We start from the raw sequence: 17789 nt of genomic DNA, 5'->3' as shown, positions 1-17789 counted from the left end.
GGGCGAGGGGCCACGTCGTTTCGCCCGTGGCTCACGTCGAGAGCGACGACGGGCGGCCGGCCCTCCGCGGCGTCTTCTTCGCCCGCCTCGGCCACCTGCACCACCGCGGTCCGGCCCTGCGAGTTCAGCCAGGGACGTCGTCCGCCGTGCCGATGACGGCAGGGCCGCACCCGTCGGGCAGGTTCCTCACAATCAGTTCGACAGCTTCCTCGACGGTATCGGGCTCACCGAGGACGGCTCCGTCGGAGTGCCGGATGACGATGAACCCTCCTCCAGCCCGGCGGAACAGTGCGCCCACGTCTCCCGGTGTGGGGAAGCCTGTGCACCGGTTGAGGTAGAGGGCACCGTGGCTGACCACCGGATACAGCTCCCGCAGGCGAGGGTGTGCGAACGCGGCGCGGGGCATGGCGGGATCGACCGTGTACGAGTCGTACGCGAGGACCTGCTGCCACTGCGCGGACACGACCCGAGCGGCCTCCTCGGCTTCGTTCCCGTGCGTCATACGTCCCCCACTGTGCCAAGTATGGCCGGGCCACACCGCTCCGGGAGATTGGCCGCGACCAGTGCGAATGCTTCCTCCAGGGTTTCCGCCCTGCCCACGGCGCCTATGCCCATGGGTCCTCGAACCCAGAACCGCCCGTCAGCGCCCCTCGGATAGACCTGGCCGCCGACATGCGCGGCCGGCATTCCGGTGCACCGGCTGAAGTACATCACTCCGTGGCTGACCATCGGGGAAAAGCTGTCTCAGTCGCGGCTGCGCATAGGCCGCCCGGACGGTTTCCGTGTCGATCAGGTCCTGATTCCCTTCCAGGAGATACCGCCATTGTCTGGCAACGATCTCAGGCAGGGCCGCACCCGTCGCGCAGGTACGCCACGACGAGCGCGAACGCCTCCCGAGGGTGTCCGCCTCGCCGAGGAACTCCGTCGCGTCACAGCACTCCTGCTGTGCCGGCGATGGCCGGGCCGCGCCCCTCGCGGCCTGACCACACACCGACAGGTGTCCGCCCATGCGGAACAAGCTCATCCGTGGCACTCGGCGCGTCTCTGCGGACGCGGCCCTGACGTTCGCGGTCAAAGGTCGTCCGGAGTGCCGTCGACGGCCGGGCCGCACCCCTCCGGGAGGTTGGCGGCGATCAACTCGTAAGCCTCCTCCACGGTCTCGACCGCGCCGAGGAGAGTGTTGTCTGATTGCCGGCGCACGCGGTAACCACCGGCCGCTTGGGGAAAAGCGGTGGCGACATCGTGGGTCCAGGGATATTGCGTGCAGCGACTCAAGTAGAGGATCCCGTGGCTTACCATCGGGAAGAGTTCTCGCAGAGCGGGGTGCGTGTACGCGGTGCGAGCAACCAGAGGGTCGATGCGATCCGGGCCGTAGCCCAGAATCCGGTTCCACTCTGCTTCAACAAGTTCTGCGGCGTCCGACATTTCATGATTCGCCATTCAGTGCGTCCCTCAGATGCTTCGGTAGTTTCGAGAGGTCCGGCTGGATCTCTGGGATATCAGGTTTGGGGACCTTGATCTCCTTGTATCCGCCGTTCTCCTCGTCGCGGGTGTACCAGTGGATTTCTTCCCAAGGACGGCCGGGCCGTTCACTGTCAGGGTCTCCCCAAGCGGCAGCCCCGTCGTAGTTGCGCACCGCGTAAGCGACCTCGCTCATTTCCCAGGCCGTTCCGGAGCCACGTCGAGGATAGTTGTCCTCATGAGAGGTGTTGAACTGGGCGCCATGCTGTGCCGCCGCCTGGAACGCATCCACGATATCTGCCGGGGTGCTCCAGTTTCCGACTCTGCCCTCGCTGTTCGGCATGCCGTCCAAGGTGATGGACAGGGTTGTGTTGCGGTCTCCGACGGCGGCCATGACGTTGGTCATCCATATCGGCCCACCTGCTTCCTCACCCGAGTAGGCATTGCCGTTGTAGGTGTGTGCTCCTGGATCCTGAGGCCGATTTGGATCGTGGTTCGGATAGGAGGGATCGTTTCGCAGATATCTGGCCAAGGACTCCGATTGCCGGTGGGGTTCCATATCGACGCCCAGCACCACGCTGTGCCTGTGCTCGCCGTTGCGGTGCGGGCAACCCGCCAAGCCCAGCGGGTCGATCCACCGCGTCGGGTTGTCGACGTACGTGACCGCGTTCGGGGCCGGGACCAGGCCCAGGGGGTCCGGGGAGAGGTAGCGGCCCGACTCGGGGTCGTAGTGGCGGTGGCGGTTGTAGTGGAGGCCCGACTCGGGGTCGAAGTACTGGCCGGGGAAGCGCAGCGGTGTGTACGCGGTGGCGCTGCGGTTCCACGTCGTCGTACCCCACAGGGTCGCCCGGGTGCGCCAGGCCACCTTGCCCTGCTCGTCGACGAGTTCGCGCGGCGTCCCGACCAGGTCCGTGACGATCGCGAAGAAGCGACGGTCGACCTCCGACCGGTCGAGGAGTCGGCGTTCCACCTGGGTGACCGGCTTCACGCCGTCGTGGTCCCAGGTCAGGGCGACGGAGTCGGCGGAGCCGGTCAGTGAGGTGGTCTGTTCGCACAGGGTGTCGCCGTCCCACGTGAAGGTCACCTCCTCGGCGACCGTCGTCGCGTCTGCCGACAGGCGTTGCTTCGCGATCCGGCGGCCCAGCGCGTCGTACACGTAGCGCCAGCGCGTCCCGTCCGGTGTGGTGACGGAGACCAGGTGGTCCTCGGCGTCCCAGCCGTAGTGCCAGGTGTCCGGCTTGCGCGAGAGACGGGCCTTCTGGCGCAGGACGACCCGGCCCTGCGCGTCGTGTTCGTAGCGGACCCTGCCCGCACGGGTGATGCGGGTACCGACGTACTCGCGTGGGCCGTCGGTGTCACCGCCGCCCGGGGAGGACGCTGTCGTCTGGTTGCCGGCCTCGTCGTAGGCGTACCGCTCGCTCCAGTTCTCGGCGGTGACGCCCGTGACCCGGCCTTCGCGGGTCAGTTCCAACCGCCGTCGGCCGCCGAGCTGGTCGTCGACCGAGGTGAGGTGGCCGTCCGCGCGGTACGTGTAGGTGCGGTGCTGGAGAGTCCGGTCACCGGCACCCCGGACGCGCTGGTCGGTCAGGCGGCCGCCGGCGTCGTAGGCGTGCTCGATGGCCAGTGTGTCGCCGATGCGGCGGGTGCTCTCCCTGCCCGACTCGTCGAACTCGAAGACCACTGGGTGGCCCGAGGCGTTCAGCTCGGCGTGGAGGTCCGCGGGGAAGGACCAGGTGCTGACCGCTCCGGAGGGGGTGGTGCGGCGGAGGCGGCGGCCGGTCTCGTCGTAGACGTTGGCGAGTTCCCGGCCGTTGCAGATCTCGCGGAGGATCCGGCCCGAGCTGTCGCGTACGAAGGACAGTTGGACGTCCGGGCTCACGGCACTGGCGAGGTGACCGTGGATGTCGTAGGTGAAGCGGGTGACCGCACCGTCCGCGTCTTTCGTGATCACGCGGCCCGCCGAGTCGCGCTCGTAGCGGACCGTCTGCCCGAGGCCGTTCGTACGGGCGGACAGGCGGCCCATCGCATCGTGGGCGTACGTGAGGGTGCGGCCGTCGAAGTCCGTCTCGGAGGTGAGGCGCCCCGCCGAGTCGTACTCGTAGCTCCAGGTGAGGCCCTGCGGGTCGGTCACGGCAGCGAGGCGCAGCTCTGTGTCATGAGCGAACTCGTGGCGCGCGCCGTCCGGTGCGGTGCGGGCGGCGACCAGGTCGAAGTGGGTGTACTCGAAGCGGGTCTCGCCGCCCACAGCGTCCGTGTGGACAAGGCAGTTGCCCTCGCCGTCGTAGGTCCACGACTGCTGCGCGCCGTCCGGGTCGGTCCGACGAGCGAGCTTGCCCTCGACGGTCCACTCCAGCTCGGTGGTGCGGCCCTGCGGATCGGTGATCCTGGTCGCCCGCCCGAAGGCGTCCCGCGTGTAGCGGGTGACCGCGCCGAGCGGGCCGCGGACCGCCAGCGGGAGACCGGCAGCGTCGCAGTGCACCCGGTCAAGTGCGCCCAGGGAGTCGTCGACCCCGGTGAGCTGGCCGCGCGGCCCATGGGTAAGGCGGGTCGTCGACCCGTTCGGGCGTGTGAAGAGGGTCGGGTTGCCGCGCTCGTCGTACTCCTGCCGCGATGTGGAACCGTCCGGGCCGGTGACGGATGCGAGCTGGTTCAGCTCGTTGTACTCGACGGTGGCCGCGGTGCCGTCCGGGTGGTCGACACGGGTGAGGTTGCCGCGGTCGTCGTAGGTGTAGGCGGTGGTCCGGCCGAGGGCGTCGGTGCGGGAGAGGAGGCGGTCGTACCGGTCGAAGGTCTGGTGAGTCGTGTTCCCCAGGGGGTCGGTCTCCGCGACGACCTGCAGGTGGTCGTTGAAGTGGAAGACCTTCGTCGCGCCGACCGAATTCGTGTACCGGGTGATCGGGGCGCCCGTCTCGCCGTGGACGTCGTGGACGAACGTGGAGGACAGGTATCCGTCCGGGCCGATCGTGCGGACGACCCGGCCGGCGCTGTCGTAGACGTACCGGAAGGTGGAGTCGTTCCGGTCGGTCCAGGAGGTGATTCTGGCGTCGGCGTCGTAGGTGAAGCGGAGCGGCCGGCCGGAGGAGTTGATGACGGCGTCGAGGTTGCCCCGTGCGTCGTAGCCGTAGCGCATGACGGTGACCGGGCCGTCCGGTGTGCGCAGGGCGAGCTCGCGTACGCGGGCCTCCTCGACGGCCAGGGTGACCCGGTATCCACCGTCATGAGTGACGGCCGTGGGGCTGCCGTCCCGGCGGCGGGTGAACGTGATCCGGTTGAGGTTGCGGTCCTCGATCTCCCTGAGCCAGTACGCGGACGACTCGTTGTACGGGCTGCCGGTGAACGAGCGCGTCAGGCCGGAGTGCGGATCGGTGACGCGATAGGTGGTCTCCCCGTTGACCTCGTCGCCGTGCAGGAGAGGCAGACGCGCCCCTTCGAGAGGCAGGACGCCGTCCGGTTCGTCCGGCAGCGGCAGCCGGGGGTAGACGAGGAGGGAGCCGTCCTCGCGCGACCAGACCGCGCCGCCGCCGAGCGGGTCGAGCTCGATCCGCTCGTCCAGGGTGGAGGCCCAACTGCGGCCGAACCACTGGCCGAAGCGGTATCCGGAGAGGTGAGTGCGCCGGAGGACCAGGGGCAGGACGCCCGGCAGGGACAGGTCCGTCTGGGGCAGTGTCATCTCGCCGGTGGCGACGTCCACCGGGTCGTTCTCACAGGTCTTCTTGTCGAGCGGGATGCCGTTGCGGCGCGGATCGTCCTTGGCGTCCTTGAGCGAGTCGGGCTTGGTGTGGGCGGAGTCCTTGGACCGGTCGCCTCCGGGGCGGGTGCCCCCCTTCCCGCCGTCGCGCCCGTCGCCGCCGTCCTTGTTCTCCCGGGCGAGCCTGTCCTTGATTGCCTGGTCGGTCCTCTTCTGGTTGTCGGAGATGTCCTTGACAGCCTTCGGCAGCTTCTTGCCGAGGTGGTCGCCCATCTCTTTCGTGGCCTTGCCCAGGGCCTCCATCGCTTTGTCGACCACCGGGTCGAGCGCGCCGGCGATGTCGTCCTTGCCACGGGTGCGGCCGTGATGGGACCTGGCCTTGGTCAGCTTGCCGGCGGTCTTGCCGTGGACGCCGACGCTGACGAGGTTCAGCTTGGTGCCGGCGCGGTCGTGCTCGGAGTGCTCGATGTGGACGCCTTTGCCGGCACCTGGTCCGGGGCCTGGTGAACCTCCTGCGGAGGCCAGGTGCATCGCGTCCTTCGCGCCTTGGACGCCCTCCTTGAAGCCGTCCTTGCCGGCTTGGCCCACCTGGTTCATGTCGACGCCGTTCTGCAGACCCAGCGCGTCGGCGGCGACCTGAATGGCGAGGTCGGCGGCCATGTTCTCGAGGGCCGCGACTGCGGGTTCGGTCATCGCCGAGACGATGTAGGCGACGACCTCCTCCATGCATTCCTTGATGACCTTGCGGACGGCCTGCTGGCAGGCGGCGATGGCGGCGGCGCCGAGGAGCATGGACAGTCCGCCGGTGACGGGGATGAGGGCCATCGAGATGCCGGCCTTGCCGGCGAGGACGCCGAGGTGGACGAGGGCGGCGTACTTCATGGCCTCGATCGCCGTGGCGGCGTTGTCCAGGGCGCCCGCGATGGTGCGGGCGGCCCCGGCGATGTCCTTGATGTGCTTGTCCTTGACCTTGCCCCAGTGGCCGTTCAGCGCGTCGATGGCTTCGCCGTAGCCGGAGGACAGCAAACGTTGCACGTGCTGGTTCGCGAGATGGCCGTCGTCCTCGAGGTCCTCGGCGAACTCCCGCAGGGAGTCCGCCATGTCGCGGTAGGCGTCCTCGTCGACGTTGGGCCAGTTGACGCCGATGACGTCGAGCAGGGTGTCGGCCCAATCAGGCACAGTTACAGCCACAGTGCGAAATCCCCCCGTGCGAGCCTGTGTTCGCAGAATGCATGTGCGAAAAAGATCTCACGGGTGATCGTCGCGCCCAAAGCCGTTTCGGCGGGACGGCCTACAAGTGAGGTATCCGACAGTGGAGTTGGGACTCATGGATTCCTGGCGGCGCGCGGGCGTCGAGAGAGCCGCCCTGCCCGCGGTGCGAGCGGACGCAAAAAACACCGTGGCCGTCGGGCAGTACGCGGGTTATCGTCCGGGCTCACACCCGGCACGCCCGACTCCCGAGAGCTGATCATGACCAGGCAGCAGCACGCCACCACCCCCACCACGACCCTGTGGCGCCCCACCGGCCCCGAGGAGCTGGAGTTGGTGCGGAAGTCGGGATGGCGGGCGTGGCCGCCGAGGCTGCCCGAGCAGCCGATCTTCTATCCCGTGCTCAACGAGGACTACGCGATCCGCATCGCCAGGGACTGGAACGTCAAGCACGACGGTGCCGGGTTCGTGACGCGGTTCGAGGTCGAGTCCGAGTTCGTCGCGCGGTACCCCGTGCAGCAGGCGGGCGGGAGGACGATCCTCGAGCTCTGGGTGCCGGCCGAGGAGCTCGACGAGTTCAACGCGCACATCGTGGGCGAGATCCAGGTCGTGCACGAGTTCCGGTAGGCCCGGCAGGGCGGACCCGGTCCGGAAGGCTTCGGCGGGCCCGGAACAGCCTCAGTTGAGCATGGCCCTGGCCGCCCGTGCCCGTCCCCGGATCTCCTCCGCCGCCGTCGGTTCGACCGCGTCCACGACCTCCGCGTACGCGTCCATCTCCGCCGCGCCCGTCAGGAAGTCGCCCCGCTGGACGAGCAGTTGGGCACGCTCGAAGCGCAGGCGGGCCGGGTGGGCGGGGAGCAGGAGAAGGAGGTCGAGCGCCCAGAGGGCGACCGCCGAGTGCTCCGGGCGCTGGGCAGCCCAGGCGCGGATGTTGTTGAGGATGCGGGAGACCACCGCGAGCGGATCGGCGGGCGTCAGCATGGACGGGGTCAGGGACGTCCCCACGGCGCTCGTGACGAGCAGGTCGGCCTCCGTGCCGGAGAGCACCCGGCCGGCCGCGAACGGGTCGGCCAGGACCTGCCCTGCCGGGTCCTCCGGGTCGCCGAAGCCGACCACGAAGTGGCCCGGAAGGGCGACTCCGTAGACATGGGCGCCCGCGCGGCGGGCGACCTCCGTCCAGACGACCGAGAGCAGGATCGGCAGGCCCCGGCGGCGGCGCAGGACCTCGTGGAGGAGCGAGGACTCCAGGTGCTGGTAGTCGCCGGCCGTGCCGTGGAAGCCCTCCCGGCCACCCAGCAGGTCGGCGACGGCCGCCGCCCACGCGTGCGGGTCCCGCAGCCCGTACGGGAGCATCCCGGCCAGGCGGTCCAGCTCGATCTGGGCCGCGTCCGTGCCCGCCTCGTCGAGCGAGGGGTCGGCCTCCGCGCCGATGAGCAGGCAGAGCAGGGCCACGTCCGGCCGCTGTGAGCGGGCCTCCTGCGCGAAGCGGGACCGCCGGTCGTTCTGGTGCATGAGCTCCGCCCCCGGCTACATCGCCCGGTAGTGGTGGTAGTGGTGATGGACCCGGAAGCCCATCCCGGCGTACAGGGCACGCCCCCCGTCATTGTCCGACTCGACCTGCAGCCAGGCAGCCGAGGCTCCCTCCTCGAGGGCCCGGCGGGCCAGCGCGGCCATGATCGCCTTCGCGAGCCCCTGGCGGCGGTACTCCGGGTCCACCTCCACCGCCATGAAGCCCGCCCAGCGTGCGTCGACCACACATCGGCCGATGGCCGCGGGGCTCCGACCCTCCCCGGGTATGGAGGCGAACCATACGGAAGGGCCGCTGCCGAGGACCTTCAGCACATGTGGTCCTGGCACACCGGAACGCTGGTAGCGCCGCAGCCACGCCTCGTCGAACGAGCGGGACAACGTGACCCGGGAGACGTCCGCGTCCAGGTCGCCCACCGCCGCCAGGCCGCCGACCTGCACCTGCGCCGAGACCTCGGCGCGCCAGCCCCGGGCCTCCAGCTCGGCGCAGAGCTCCTCCTGCGTGCCGGCGGCGCCTGTGGCGGTCTGCGCGTACGCCGGAAGACCGCGTGCCGCGTACCAGTCCCGCACCCGCGCCAGCGCGTCGTCCAGCGGCATGCCCGGATCGCCGAGGGGGAGGACCGAGTTCGCCCGCCGGGTGAAGCCCGCCGACGCCCGCAGCTCCCAGTCGCCGAGCCGCTCGCTCTCCACCGGCTGCCAGGCGCGCGCCGTCACCCTGGCCAGCTCCTGGAAATCGGCCGCGGGGCCCCTGCGCCGCGCGGGCTCCGCGGGCACGACCTTGCCCGCGACCAGCAAGGACTGCGGGATGCGGACGCTCTCGCCCGTGCGGCGTGTGATCACCAGCACATCGTCGGTCCATGATGTGAGAACACCAACCGTGTCGGTGAACTTCGCGACCGGCCCTTCAGCGTCGCTCAAGCACCGCACCGAGACGCGTTTGCCCACGTCAGCAGGGCTGATCCTGATTTCGAGCCGTCCGCCCGCAGTGAATTCCACAGCTCTGTGAGCCCCTCCTGTTCGGATCGTTACCAAGAACGGAGATACTAGAGGCGGGCATCGACGACGCCGCGCTCCCGCGCAAGCCAGCCCTTATCGAGGAGGAACGACAGCGTGACCTACGTCATCGCGCAGCCTTGTGTCGACGTCAAGGACAAGGCGTGCATCGAGGAGTGCCCCGTCGACTGCATCTACGAGGGCTCCCGGTCCTTGTACATCCACCCGGACGAATGCGTCGACTGTGGTGCTTGTGAGCCGGTCTGCCCGGTCGAGGCCATCTTCTACGAGGACGACACCCCGGAGGAGTGGAAGGACTACTACAAGGCGAACGTCGAGTTCTTCGACGAGCTCGGTTCGCCCGGTGGCGCCTCCAAGCTCGGCCTGATCGAGCGCGACCACCCCTTCATCGCCGCCCTGCCGCCGCAGAACGGCTGATCGAAGTCCGCATGTCCCCGGTCCCGTACGGTTCGTCGTCCGTACGGGACCGAGGCGTTTGACGCACCCCGCCGGACGCACCCGGTCGTCCCCCGACGTCCGCGCGCCCCGCCGTCCGACGCCCTGACCGACAGCCCGAAACGACGCCGTACCCGAAAGTGAGCGCCGCCGTGCCCGCAGTCTCCTCGCGACTCCCCGTCTTCCCCTGGGACAAGCTCGAGCCCTACAAGGCCACGGCCGCGGCCCACCCCGACGGCATCGTGGACCTCTCCGTCGGCACCCCGGTCGACCCCGTGCCCGAGCTGATCAGGAAGGCACTCGTGGCGGCCGCCGACTCGCCGGGCTACCCCACGGTCTGGGGCACGCCGGCGCTGCGCGACGCGCTCGTTTCCTGGGTCGAGCGCCGGCTCGGCGCCGCGAACGTGGCGCACACCAACGTCCTGCCGGTCGTCGGTTCGAAGGAGCTGGTGGCCTGGCTGCCGACGCAGCTGGGTCTGGGCGCCGGCGACCGGGTCGCCTACCCGCGTCTCGCCTACCCCACGTACGAGGTCGGCGCGAGGCTCTGCGGCGCCACCCCCGTGGTCTACGACGACCCGACCGAGCTCGACCCGGAGGGCCTGCGGCTGCTCTGGCTCAACTCACCCTCCAACCCGACCGGCCGGGTGCTGGACAAGGACGAGCTGACCCGCATCGTCGCCTGGGCGCGTGAGCACGACGTGCTGGTGTTCAGCGACGAGTGCTACCTCGAGCTGGGCTGGGAGGCGGAGCCGGTCTCCGTGCTCCACCCGGACGTCTGCGGCGGCTCGTACGCCGGTGTGGTGGCCGTCCACTCGCTCTCCAAGCGCTCCAACCTGGCCGGCTACCGCGCCGCCTTCGTCGCGGGCGACGAGGACGTGCTGGGCGAGCTCCTGAAGATCCGCAAGCACGGCGGCATGATGACCCCCGCCCCCGTCCAGGCCGCCACCGTCGCCGCGCTCGGCGACGACACGCACGTCACCGAGCAGCGCGCCAGGTACGCGGCCCGCCGCACGGCCCTGCGGACCGCGCTGGAGTCGCACGGCTTCCGGATCGAGCACAGCGAGGCCAGCCTCTACCTGTGGGCCACCCGCGACGAGCCGTGCTGGGACACCGTCGCGTACCTGGCCGGTCTGGGCATCCTGGTCGCGCCCGGCGACTTCTACGGCGAGGCGGGCGAGCGTTTCGTACGTGTGGCCTTCACCGCGACCGACGAGCGGGTCGAGGCGGCGGTCAAGCGCCTCGGCTGAGCGGGACCCGATGCACGGGAAGGGCCCGGGAGCAGCTGCTCCCGGGCCCTTCCCGCATGTGTGCGCCGTGCCGTCAGCCGATCGGCAGGCCGCCGCCGCCCAGCGTGCCGGTGGGCAGGCCGCCGCCGGTCAGCGAGTCGGTCGGCAGGCCGCCCTCGGTGGTGCCGCCGACCAGGTCGCCCGCCTGCTCGGCGGTGTCGCCGGCGGCCTTCGTGGCGACCGGCGTGGCCGTCTTGGCCGTCTTGCCGACGGTCTTGGTCGCCACAGGGGCGGCCTTCTCCGCGGTCTTGCCGCCGACCTGGCCGGCGACCTTGGTGGTCTCCTTCGAGACGCCGTCGACCGTGGAGTCGACGTTCTCCGTGTCGAGGGCCGAGAGGCCGCCGACCGGGGCCTGCGGGAGTTCAACGGCGCCTGCGGAGCCGGCCGCACCGACCACGGGAGCTGCTCCCGCCGCGATGAGCAGCGCGGCACGGGCGATCCGACGGGTCAGGGGGAGGGACATGATGCTCCTTGGGACGAAAGGACGTTCGGGATGCTGCGTGTCCGGCGTTCGGACGTCCTGACAACCGGGGGGAGCGGGGGAGAAGTTGCGGTGATCCAAGGTAAAGAGTTGGTAATGCGTCGCATTATCGTTCTCGGATAAAAACGGTCAAAAGCTGCATGGTGAAGCGATCTGCCGAACCGTCACTTCCCGTCGCCCGTAAGGGGAATCGAGGTCGGCGCCGGACGGTGCTCCGCCGGCCGGAAGGGGGTGTCGCTCGGGTGAACGGACTGACTCGTTCGAGCGAGTCGCTGAACTAGCGTGCGATGCGAATGCGGACGTCGTTCGTGCCGTTTTCGTCGCCGCCCGCCGGGCGCCAGCCCTCTTCCGACTCCTCGGCGCTCCACACCCGGCCCGCGTACGAGACCTCCTCGATGCGCAGTTCGTCCGCCCGCGCCACCGCCCAGTGCGCGAGCTCCCAGCCGCGCTCGCCGCCCCGCCCGGTCCCGCCGCCGTGCGCCCCGGTGCCGCCGTCGCCCGTCTCCGCCGCGCCGACCGTCGCCTGTACCGGGACGGACACCTCACGCGCACCCGCGTCGCCCGCGCGGCCCCGGCCGCTGCCGCCCTTCGGCAGCACCTCGGGCCCGAACGCCCGCGTCAGCTCCGCCTTGACCCGTGCCGGGTCGCCGGGACCGCCGCCGCTCTTGACGTCACAGGTCAGGGTCGCGGAGGCCCGGCCCGTGAGGGCGGCGGCCAGCAGCGCGGCGTCCGGCTCGTGCTTGGCGTACGCCTGCGGGAAACCGCTGCGCTGCACGCGCTGCGCGGCCACCGTGAGCGGCAGCCGTGAGTAGCCGGGCACCTCGGCGAGGCCGTCGTAGAACTTCCCCGACGCGTAGACGGGGTCCAGGATCTGCTCGGGCGTCCCCCATCCCTGCGAAGGGCGCTGCTGGAACAGGCCGAGGGAGTCCCGGTCGCCGTGCTCGATGTTGCGCAGCGCCGACTCCTGGAGCGCGGTCGCCAGCGCGATCGTCACCGCCCGTTCCGGCATCCCGCGGGTCGTGCCCACCGCGGAGATCGTCGCGGCGTTCCCCGCCATCTCGGCGGAGAGCTCGTACGACGGGCCGTCGCCCTCGGCCGTACGGACGACACAGCGCGGGGGCCCGCCCCCGGTGACGTACTGCACCGCGACGTAACCGATGAGGGCCAGCAGCACGAGGGACGCGGCCGCGAAGCGCAAGAGGCGGCCGCGCCGGACGGGAGAGGCGGTCTCGGACACCCGCCCACCGTACTGGAGCCCCCCGAGCGCCCCCGGGGGGTGTGCCGGTCGACACATCCCGGCGACCGCCTATCGTCGGAGCCATGCCTGAGACCGCGCTTGACCTCACCCTCGACGCCCCCGCGCTCACCGCAGCCCTGGTCGACTTCCCGTCGGTCAGCGGCGCGGAGAAGCCCCTCGCCGACGCCATCGAGGAAGCGCTGCGCGAGCTGCCGCACCTCACCGTCGACCGGCACGGGAACAACGTCGTGGCCAGGACCCGCCTCGGCCACCCCGAGCGCGTGGTGCTCGCCGGGCACATCGACACGGTCCCGATCGCCGACAACGTGCCCTCGCGGCTCGACGACGACGGCATCCTGTGGGGCTGCGGCACCAGCGACATGAAGTCGGGCGTCGCCGTCCAGCTGCGGATCGCCGCCACCGTTCCGGAGCCCAACCGCGACCTCACCTTCGTCTTCTACGACAACGAAGAGGTCGCCGCACACCTCAACGGGCTGGGGCATGTGGCCGAGGCCCACCCGGACTGGCTGGTCGGTGACTTCGCGATCCTGCTGGAGCCCTCCGACGCCCAGGTCGAGGGCGGCTGCCAGGGGACGCTCCGGGTCCACCTGCGCACGAAGGGGGAACGGGCACACTCCGCGCGCAGCTGGATGGGGTCCAACGCCATCCACGCCGCCGGCCCGATCCTGGCCCGCCTCGCGTCGTACGAGCCGCGCCGGCCGGTCATCGACGGACTGGAGTACCACGAGGGCCTCAACGCCGTCGGCATCGAGGGCGGAGTGGCCACCAATGTCATCCCCGACGAATGCACCGTGGTGGTCAACTACCGCTACGCACCGGACCGCAGCATGGCCGAGGCCGAGGCGCACGTCCGCGAGGTGTTCGCCGACTGCGGTGTGAGCGAGATCGTGGTGGACGACCACACGGGCGGAGCCCTGCCCGGGCTGTCGCACCCGGCCGCCGCCGCGTTCATGGAGGCGGTGGGCGGCACCGCGCAGCCCAAGTTCGGCTGGACGGACGTCTCACGCTTCAGCGCTCTCGGAGTGCCCGCGGTCAACTACGGTCCCGGCGACGCGCTCTTCGCCCACAAGCGGGACGAACACGTGGCCGTGGACAAGATCACGCACTGCGAGGACCGGCTGCGTGAATGGCTCACTTCCTGATCTCGCATCCTGGCGGATCGCCCCGATTTCGCCATTCGTAACGTCGGCCGACCTACCCTGAGCCAAAGCAGATGATGTTCGGCGGAGGGAGCAGGTCATGAGCAACCCCGAGGGATTGCGGGCGCTGGAGGAGCAGCGGCTGGGACCGGTACTGCGCCGCAGGGAACAGATCCGGCCGGGCACCACCGATCAGCGGCTGCTCGACACCGAGGGCGACTCCCAGTGGGTGCACACCGACCCGTGGCGGGTCATGCGTATCCAGTCCGAGTTCGTGGAGGGCTTCGGCGCTCTCGCCGAACTGCCCAGCGCCATCAGCGTCTTCGGTTCCGCCCGCACCCCGGCCGGCTCGCCCGAGTACGAGGTGGGCGTCGAACTCGGCAGGGCGCTGGCCAAGGCGGGCTTCGCGGTGATCACCGGCGGTGGTCCGGGCGTGATGGAGGCCGCGAACAAGGGCGCGAGCGAGGCCAAGGGGATCTCGGTCGGCCTCGGCATCGAGCTGCCCTTCGAACAGGGCATCAACCCGCACGTCGACATCGGGGTGAACTTCCGCTACTTCTTCGTCCGCAAGACGATGTTCGTGAAGTACGCGCAGGGCTTCGTCGTGCTGCCGGGCGGACTCGGCACGCTGGACGAACTCTTCGAGGCCCTGACCCTCGTCCAGACCCGCAAGGTGACGCGCTTCCCGATCGTGCTCTTCGGCACGGACTACTGGAGCGGTCTGGTCGACTGGCTGCGAGACACCGTCATCGCTCAGGGCAAGGCGTCGGAGAAGGACCTGCTGCTCTTCCACGTCACGGACGACGTGGAGGAGGCGGTGGCCATGGTCTCCAAGGAGACGGGCAGGTAGCCGGACAGGGCCCGGGCCCCGGACGTCCGGGGCCCGGGCCGCGTATGTTCCGGACCTTCCCGGTGCCCGGCGTCTCGTGCGCGCAGGCTCCGGCTCTCCCGGCTCCGGTTCTCGGGCCGGACGATCCCGGCCCCGGTTCTCAGGCCAGACCGCGGCGCGCCACCGCGGGCGGCCGGTGGCCCGCGATCGAGGCCACCATGTCCAGGACCTGCCTGGTCTCCGCCACCTCGTGCACCCGGTACACCTGCGCGCCCAGCCAGGCGGACACCGCCGTGGTCGCCAGGGTGCCCAGCACCCGCTCCTTGACCGGCTTGTCGAGGGTCTCCCCGACGAAGTCCTTGTTCGACAAGGACACCAGCACCGGCCAGCCCGTCTCCGTCATCTCCCCGAGCCGGCGCGTCGCCTCCAGGCTGTGCCGGGTGTTCTTGCCGAAGTCATGACCGGGGTCGATCATGATCCCGTCCCTGCGGACGCCGAGCCCGACCGCCCGCTCCGCCAGCGCGAGCGTCACGCGGAGGATGTCGGCCATCACGTCGTCGTACGCCACCCGGTGCGGCCGCGTACGCGGCTGCGCGCCGCCCGCGTGGGTGCACACCAGGCCCGCCCCGTACCGCGCGGCGACCTCCGCCAGCTTCGGGTCCACGCCGCCCCACGCGTCGTTCAGCACATCGGCGCCCGCCTCGCAGACCGCCGCGCCCACGTCGTGGCGCCAGGTGTCGACACTGATCACCACGTCCGGGTGACGTCGCCGCACCTCGGCCACGAAGCCGACCGTGCGCCGCGCCTCCTCCTCGGCGGACACCGCCTCGCCGGGACCGGCCTTCACCCCGCCTATGTCGATGATGGCGGCGCCCTCGGCCACCGCCTGCTCCACGCGGGACAGGGCGGGCTCGTCCCGGAACGTCGCGCCCTGGTCGTAGAAGGAGTCGGGCGTCCGGTTGACGATCGCCATGATCACCGGCTCGTGCGCGTCGAACTCGCGCCGTCCCAGCCGCAGCATCCGCTGTTTCCTCCTCAGATCGTTCGCCTGCGACCCTAGCTGTCGGTGCCCCGTGGCACGATCAGCAGTGGACGGTTTTCCGTTCGGGTAAGTTCCCCCGGGGACGTACGGGAAGTTCGGGGAGAGGGTCGCTCGTGTTCTGGTTCTTGCTGATCGCGATGGTCGTGGTCATCGCGGCGGTCACGCTCGTGGTGGTCGGCGGCAGTGACAGCGCGGCGCTGCCGGAGGCCCCTCCGGAGCAACTGGTGGACCCGCTGCCGCTCGACCGACCCGTCGGCCGCGCCGATGTCGAGGCCCTCCGCCTCCCCGTCGGCCTGCGCGGCTACCGGATGGCGGACGTGGACGAGGCGCTCGGCCGCCTCGGCGCGGAGCTCGCCGAGCGGGACGCGCGCATCGCCGAGCTGGAGTCCGCGCTCGCCGGGGCCCAGGCCACCGCGGTGAGCAGGCAGGACATGTTCACCAAGCCGGGCGAGGAGCCGGGCCGGTGACCGTGGTGACCGGCGCCGCCGTGCCGGGCCCCGACGGCAGGCTCCGGTGCCCCTGGGGGCTGTCCACCGCCGACTACGTCACGTACCACGACGAGGAGTGGGGCCGCCCGGTCCACGGCGACGACGCCCTGTTCGAACGGCTCTGCCTGGAGGCCTTCCAGTCCGGGCTGTCCTGGATCACGATCCTGCGCCGCAGGGAAGGCTTCCGCAGCGCCTTCGACGGCTTCAAGATCGCCTCGGTGGCCGCGTTCACCGAGGCCGACGAGGAGCGTCTGCTCGCCGACCCCGGCATCATCCGCAACCGCGCCAAGATCCGGGCGACCCTCGCCAACGCGCAGGTGCTCGCCGAGTGGCCCGCAGGCGAGCTCGACGAGCTGATCTGGTCGTACGCGCCCGGCGCGACGCGGTCCACGCCCCGCACGATCGCCGACGTGCCGGCCGTCACCGACGAGTCCACCGCTCTGGCCAAGGCGCTCAAGAAGCGCGGGCTGCGCTTCGTGGGCCCGACGACGGCGTACGCCCTGATGCAGGCCTGCGGACTCGTCGACGACCACCTCGCCGACTGCGTGGCGCGCGGCGGAGGCCGCTGACGCCACGGCGGTCCGGCCGGCTCAGCGGCCGAGGTACTTGGGGGTCTCCTTGGCCAGGAACGCCTGCACCGCGATCGCGTGGTCCTCGGAGGCGCCCGCCTTCGCCTGCAGCTCCTCCTCCTTGTCCAGCGCCTCGCTCAGCGAGCGGTCCGCGCCGTAGGCCATCGACTCCTTCAGCGCGGCGTAGGCGAGCGTGGGCCCGTCGGCCAGCGCGCGGGCCACGGCGGCGGCCTGGCCGGCCAGCTCGTCCGCGGGGACGAGCTTGTTCGCGATGCCCCACTCGTACGCCTCCTGCGCCGAGAACGAGCGGGGGAAGAGCAGCAGGTCGGCGGCGCGGCTCTGTCCGATCAGGCGGGGCAGCGTCCAGGAGACGCCGGAGTCGGCGGTGAGGGCCACGCCCGCGAACGACGTCGTGAACTTGGCCGTGTCGGCGACGACCCGGTAGTCGGCGGCCAGCGCGAAGCCGAGGCCGGCGCCGGCGGCCACGCCGTTGACCCCGGCGACGACCGGCTTCTGCATCCCGGTCAGCGCCCGGACGATGGGGTTGTAGTGCTCGCGCACGGTGCTCATGGTCCCGCCGCTGCCCGACTCACGGTCGGCGGCGAGCAGGGACACGTGCTCCTTGAGGTCCTGGCCGACGCAGAACGCCTTGCCGGTGGCGGTCAGCAGCACCGCGCGCACCGCCGGGTCGGCGGCCGCGGCCTGCACGGCGTCGCGCAGAGCGACCTTTGCGTCGACGTTCATCGCGTTCATGGCCTCGGGCCGGTTGATCGTGATCGTCGCGAGTCCGTCGTTCACGTCGTACAGCACGGAGTCGGCCATGGCGGGTCCCCTTAGGTGGTTCTGACGGCAGTGTCGAGGCCAGCATGACGGAGATCATCGGGTGTGCACATGTGACCTGCGTCAAACAATCTCCGTGGGGCGCCTGGGGAGCGGCGGCGAAGTATCGCAGCCACATCGCCGAATTGAGTGGTTTTGAGAGAGCGCGTTGCGCAAGCGATGCCGACTGATGTTGGTCTTTGGGTCCCGCCATGCGGGATAATGACCTGGAAGCAATGTGTTCGATGCCGGTGACACAGCACCTCTCACGGGGCCGCCGGCTGCGATGAGCTGGTTTCAGGAAGGGGAACGAGCATGGCGGCCATGAAGCCGCGGACGGGCGACGGCCCGCTCGAGGTGACAAAGGAGGGGCGGGGCATCGTCATGCGCGTTCCGCTCGAAGGCGGCGGTCGGCTTGTCGTCGAACTGACTCCGGACGAAGCCGATGCACTCGGTGACGCCCTGAAGAAGGTCGTCGGCTGACGCGCCCTGATTTTCCACTGCCCCGGCACGGTTCGTGCCGGGGCAGTGTGTGTTTTCAGGG

General features: G+C 70.5%; 19 protein-coding genes. 8 read left to right on the top strand and 11 right to left on the bottom strand.

Annotated elements, in window-relative coordinates:
- Window positions 1-124: 124 nt before the first annotated feature.
- The 5 genes from SPRI_RS13475 to SPRI_RS13465 all read right to left on the bottom strand — a co-directional run bounded on the left by SPRI_RS13475 (window position 125) and on the right by SPRI_RS13465 (window position 6340).
- Window positions 125-502 (bottom strand): DUF6193 family natural product biosynthesis protein, encoded by a 378-nt coding sequence (locus tag SPRI_RS13475; protein ID WP_005312412.1) that lies wholly within the window; start codon window positions 500-502, stop codon window positions 125-127.
- Window positions 499-687 carry a DUF6193 family natural product biosynthesis protein gene (locus SPRI_RS39740; protein WP_259372232.1) on the bottom strand — a complete coding sequence of 63 codons (189 nt, stop codon included), beginning with the start codon at window positions 685-687 and terminating at the stop codon, window positions 499-501. The genes SPRI_RS13475 and SPRI_RS39740 overlap by 4 nt, the downstream gene beginning before the upstream one ends.
- Complete coding sequence (locus SPRI_RS39300) at window positions 641-1009, bottom strand: DUF6193 family natural product biosynthesis protein (protein ID WP_259372266.1); 369 nt, start codon at window positions 1007-1009, stop codon at window positions 641-643. Before SPRI_RS39300 ends, SPRI_RS39740 begins: the two co-directional genes overlap by 47 nt.
- Window positions 1010-1071: 62 nt before the next feature.
- Window positions 1072-1440, bottom strand: a complete 369-nt coding sequence (locus SPRI_RS37105; RefSeq protein ID WP_005312409.1) for a DUF6193 family natural product biosynthesis protein — start codon at window positions 1438-1440, stop codon at window positions 1072-1074.
- Window positions 1427-6340, bottom strand: a complete 4914-nt coding sequence (locus SPRI_RS13465; protein ID WP_053556963.1) for an RHS repeat-associated core domain-containing protein — start codon at window positions 6338-6340, stop codon at window positions 1427-1429. Before SPRI_RS13465 ends, SPRI_RS37105 begins: the two co-directional genes overlap by 14 nt.
- 279 nt (window positions 6341-6619) lie before the next feature.
- Here SPRI_RS13465 and SPRI_RS13460 point away from each other — a divergent pair, with 279 nt between their 5' ends.
- Window positions 6620-6985: a hypothetical protein gene (locus tag SPRI_RS13460; protein WP_005312406.1), complete on the top strand. Its 366-nt coding sequence runs from the start codon at window positions 6620-6622 to the stop codon at window positions 6983-6985.
- Window positions 6986-7036: 51 nt separating this feature from the next.
- Here the strand turns inward: SPRI_RS13460 and SPRI_RS13455 are convergent, their stop codons facing one another.
- Complete coding sequence (locus tag SPRI_RS13455) at window positions 7037-7870, bottom strand: transglutaminase-like domain-containing protein (RefSeq protein WP_005312403.1); 834 nt, start codon at window positions 7868-7870, stop codon at window positions 7037-7039.
- 15 nt (window positions 7871-7885) lie between these two features.
- Entirely contained in the window at window positions 7886-8881 is a 996-nt protein-coding gene (locus tag SPRI_RS13450; RefSeq protein ID WP_053556962.1) for a GNAT family N-acetyltransferase, read from the bottom strand.
- A gap of 114 nt (window positions 8882-8995) precedes the next feature.
- Between SPRI_RS13450 and fdxA the strand changes: the two genes are divergently transcribed.
- Both fdxA and SPRI_RS13440 read left to right on the top strand, forming a co-directional pair.
- Window positions 8996-9316: a ferredoxin gene (fdxA, locus tag SPRI_RS13445; protein ID WP_003985062.1), complete on the top strand. Its 321-nt coding sequence runs from the start codon at window positions 8996-8998 to the stop codon at window positions 9314-9316.
- 170 nt (window positions 9317-9486) lie between these two features.
- On the top strand, window positions 9487-10581 hold the full coding sequence (locus SPRI_RS13440; RefSeq protein WP_037776328.1) for a bifunctional succinyldiaminopimelate transaminase/glutamate-prephenate aminotransferase: 1095 nt from the start codon (window positions 9487-9489) through the stop codon (window positions 10579-10581).
- A gap of 73 nt (window positions 10582-10654) precedes the next feature.
- On the opposite strand, the gene SPRI_RS13435 is transcribed toward SPRI_RS13440, so the two are convergent.
- Complete coding sequence (locus tag SPRI_RS13435; RefSeq protein ID WP_053556961.1) at window positions 10655-11083, bottom strand: hypothetical protein; 429 nt, start codon at window positions 11081-11083, stop codon at window positions 10655-10657.
- 295 nt (window positions 11084-11378) lie between these two features.
- On the bottom strand, window positions 11379-12338 hold the full coding sequence (locus tag SPRI_RS13430) for a hypothetical protein (protein ID WP_182327788.1): 960 nt from the start codon (window positions 12336-12338) through the stop codon (window positions 11379-11381).
- Between the two features lie 83 nt (window positions 12339-12421).
- Here SPRI_RS13430 and dapE point away from each other — a divergent pair, with 83 nt between their 5' ends.
- Window positions 12422-13501: a succinyl-diaminopimelate desuccinylase gene (gene dapE, locus SPRI_RS13425; RefSeq protein ID WP_005312375.1), complete on the top strand. Its 1080-nt coding sequence runs from the start codon at window positions 12422-12424 to the stop codon at window positions 13499-13501.
- 97 nt (window positions 13502-13598) lie between these two features.
- Window positions 13599-14348 (top strand): LOG family protein, encoded by a 750-nt coding sequence (locus SPRI_RS13420; RefSeq protein ID WP_005312372.1) that lies wholly within the window; start codon window positions 13599-13601, stop codon window positions 14346-14348.
- Between the two features lie 139 nt (window positions 14349-14487).
- Here the strand turns inward: SPRI_RS13420 and folP are convergent, their stop codons facing one another.
- Window positions 14488-15348 (bottom strand): dihydropteroate synthase, encoded by an 861-nt coding sequence (folP, locus tag SPRI_RS13415; protein WP_005312370.1) that lies wholly within the window; start codon window positions 15346-15348, stop codon window positions 14488-14490.
- A gap of 134 nt (window positions 15349-15482) precedes the next feature.
- Between folP and SPRI_RS13410 the strand changes: the two genes are divergently transcribed.
- Window positions 15483-15836 carry a DivIVA domain-containing protein gene (locus tag SPRI_RS13410; RefSeq protein ID WP_005312366.1) on the top strand — a complete coding sequence of 118 codons (354 nt, stop codon included), beginning with the start codon at window positions 15483-15485 and terminating at the stop codon, window positions 15834-15836.
- A gap of 5 nt (window positions 15837-15841) precedes the next feature.
- The gene (locus SPRI_RS13405; protein ID WP_053557738.1) at window positions 15842-16426 is read left to right on the top strand and encodes a DNA-3-methyladenine glycosylase I; all 585 of its coding nucleotides are present in this window, start codon (window positions 15842-15844) and stop codon (window positions 16424-16426) included.
- Window positions 16427-16447: 21 nt separating this feature from the next.
- Here the strand turns inward: SPRI_RS13405 and chcB are convergent, their stop codons facing one another.
- The gene (gene chcB, locus SPRI_RS13400) at window positions 16448-17248 is read right to left on the bottom strand and encodes a 2-cyclohexenylcarbonyl CoA isomerase (RefSeq protein ID WP_053556959.1); all 801 of its coding nucleotides are present in this window, start codon (window positions 17246-17248) and stop codon (window positions 16448-16450) included.
- A gap of 312 nt (window positions 17249-17560) precedes the next feature.
- Here chcB and SPRI_RS37100 point away from each other — a divergent pair, with 312 nt between their 5' ends.
- Window positions 17561-17728 (top strand): DUF3117 domain-containing protein, encoded by a 168-nt coding sequence (locus SPRI_RS37100; RefSeq protein ID WP_003966491.1) that lies wholly within the window; start codon window positions 17561-17563, stop codon window positions 17726-17728.
- Window positions 17729-17789: the final 61 nt, after the last annotated feature.

Source organism: Streptomyces pristinaespiralis, from assembly GCF_001278075.1.
Lineage (GTDB): Bacteria > Actinomycetota > Actinomycetes > Streptomycetales > Streptomycetaceae > Streptomyces > Streptomyces pristinaespiralis.
The sequence above is the reverse complement of the archived record's forward strand: the minus strand, read 5'-3'. Positions and strand labels throughout refer to the sequence as shown.

What these genes read in the sequence shown, in the direction of transcription:
- SPRI_RS13475 (WP_005312412.1), bottom strand. Translation starts at nt 502, where the DNA reads ATGACGCACGGGAACGAAGCCGAGGAGGCCGCTCGGGTCGTGTCCGCG.
- SPRI_RS39740 (WP_259372232.1), bottom strand. Translation starts at nt 687, where the DNA reads ATGCCGGCCGCGCATGTCGGCGGCCAGGTCTATCCGAGGGGCGCTGAC.
- SPRI_RS39300 (WP_259372266.1), bottom strand. Translation starts at nt 1,009, where the DNA reads ATGGGCGGACACCTGTCGGTGTGTGGTCAGGCCGCGAGGGGCGCGGCC.
- SPRI_RS37105 (WP_005312409.1), bottom strand. Translation starts at nt 1,440, where the DNA reads ATGGCGAATCATGAAATGTCGGACGCCGCAGAACTTGTTGAAGCAGAG.
- SPRI_RS13460 (WP_005312406.1), top strand. Translation starts at nt 6,620, where the DNA reads ATGACCAGGCAGCAGCACGCCACCACCCCCACCACGACCCTGTGGCGC.
- SPRI_RS13455 (WP_005312403.1), bottom strand. Translation starts at nt 7,870, where the DNA reads ATGCACCAGAACGACCGGCGGTCCCGCTTCGCGCAGGAGGCCCGCTCA.
- SPRI_RS13435 (WP_053556961.1), bottom strand. Translation starts at nt 11,083, where the DNA reads ATGTCCCTCCCCCTGACCCGTCGGATCGCCCGTGCCGCGCTGCTCATC.
- dapE (WP_005312375.1), top strand. Translation starts at nt 12,422, where the DNA reads ATGCCTGAGACCGCGCTTGACCTCACCCTCGACGCCCCCGCGCTCACC.
- SPRI_RS13420 (WP_005312372.1), top strand. Translation starts at nt 13,599, where the DNA reads ATGAGCAACCCCGAGGGATTGCGGGCGCTGGAGGAGCAGCGGCTGGGA.
- folP (WP_005312370.1), bottom strand. Translation starts at nt 15,348, where the DNA reads ATGCTGCGGCTGGGACGGCGCGAGTTCGACGCGCACGAGCCGGTGATC.
- chcB (WP_053556959.1), bottom strand. Translation starts at nt 17,248, where the DNA reads ATGGCCGACTCCGTGCTGTACGACGTGAACGACGGACTCGCGACGATC.
- SPRI_RS37100 (WP_003966491.1), top strand. Translation starts at nt 17,561, where the DNA reads ATGGCGGCCATGAAGCCGCGGACGGGCGACGGCCCGCTCGAGGTGACA.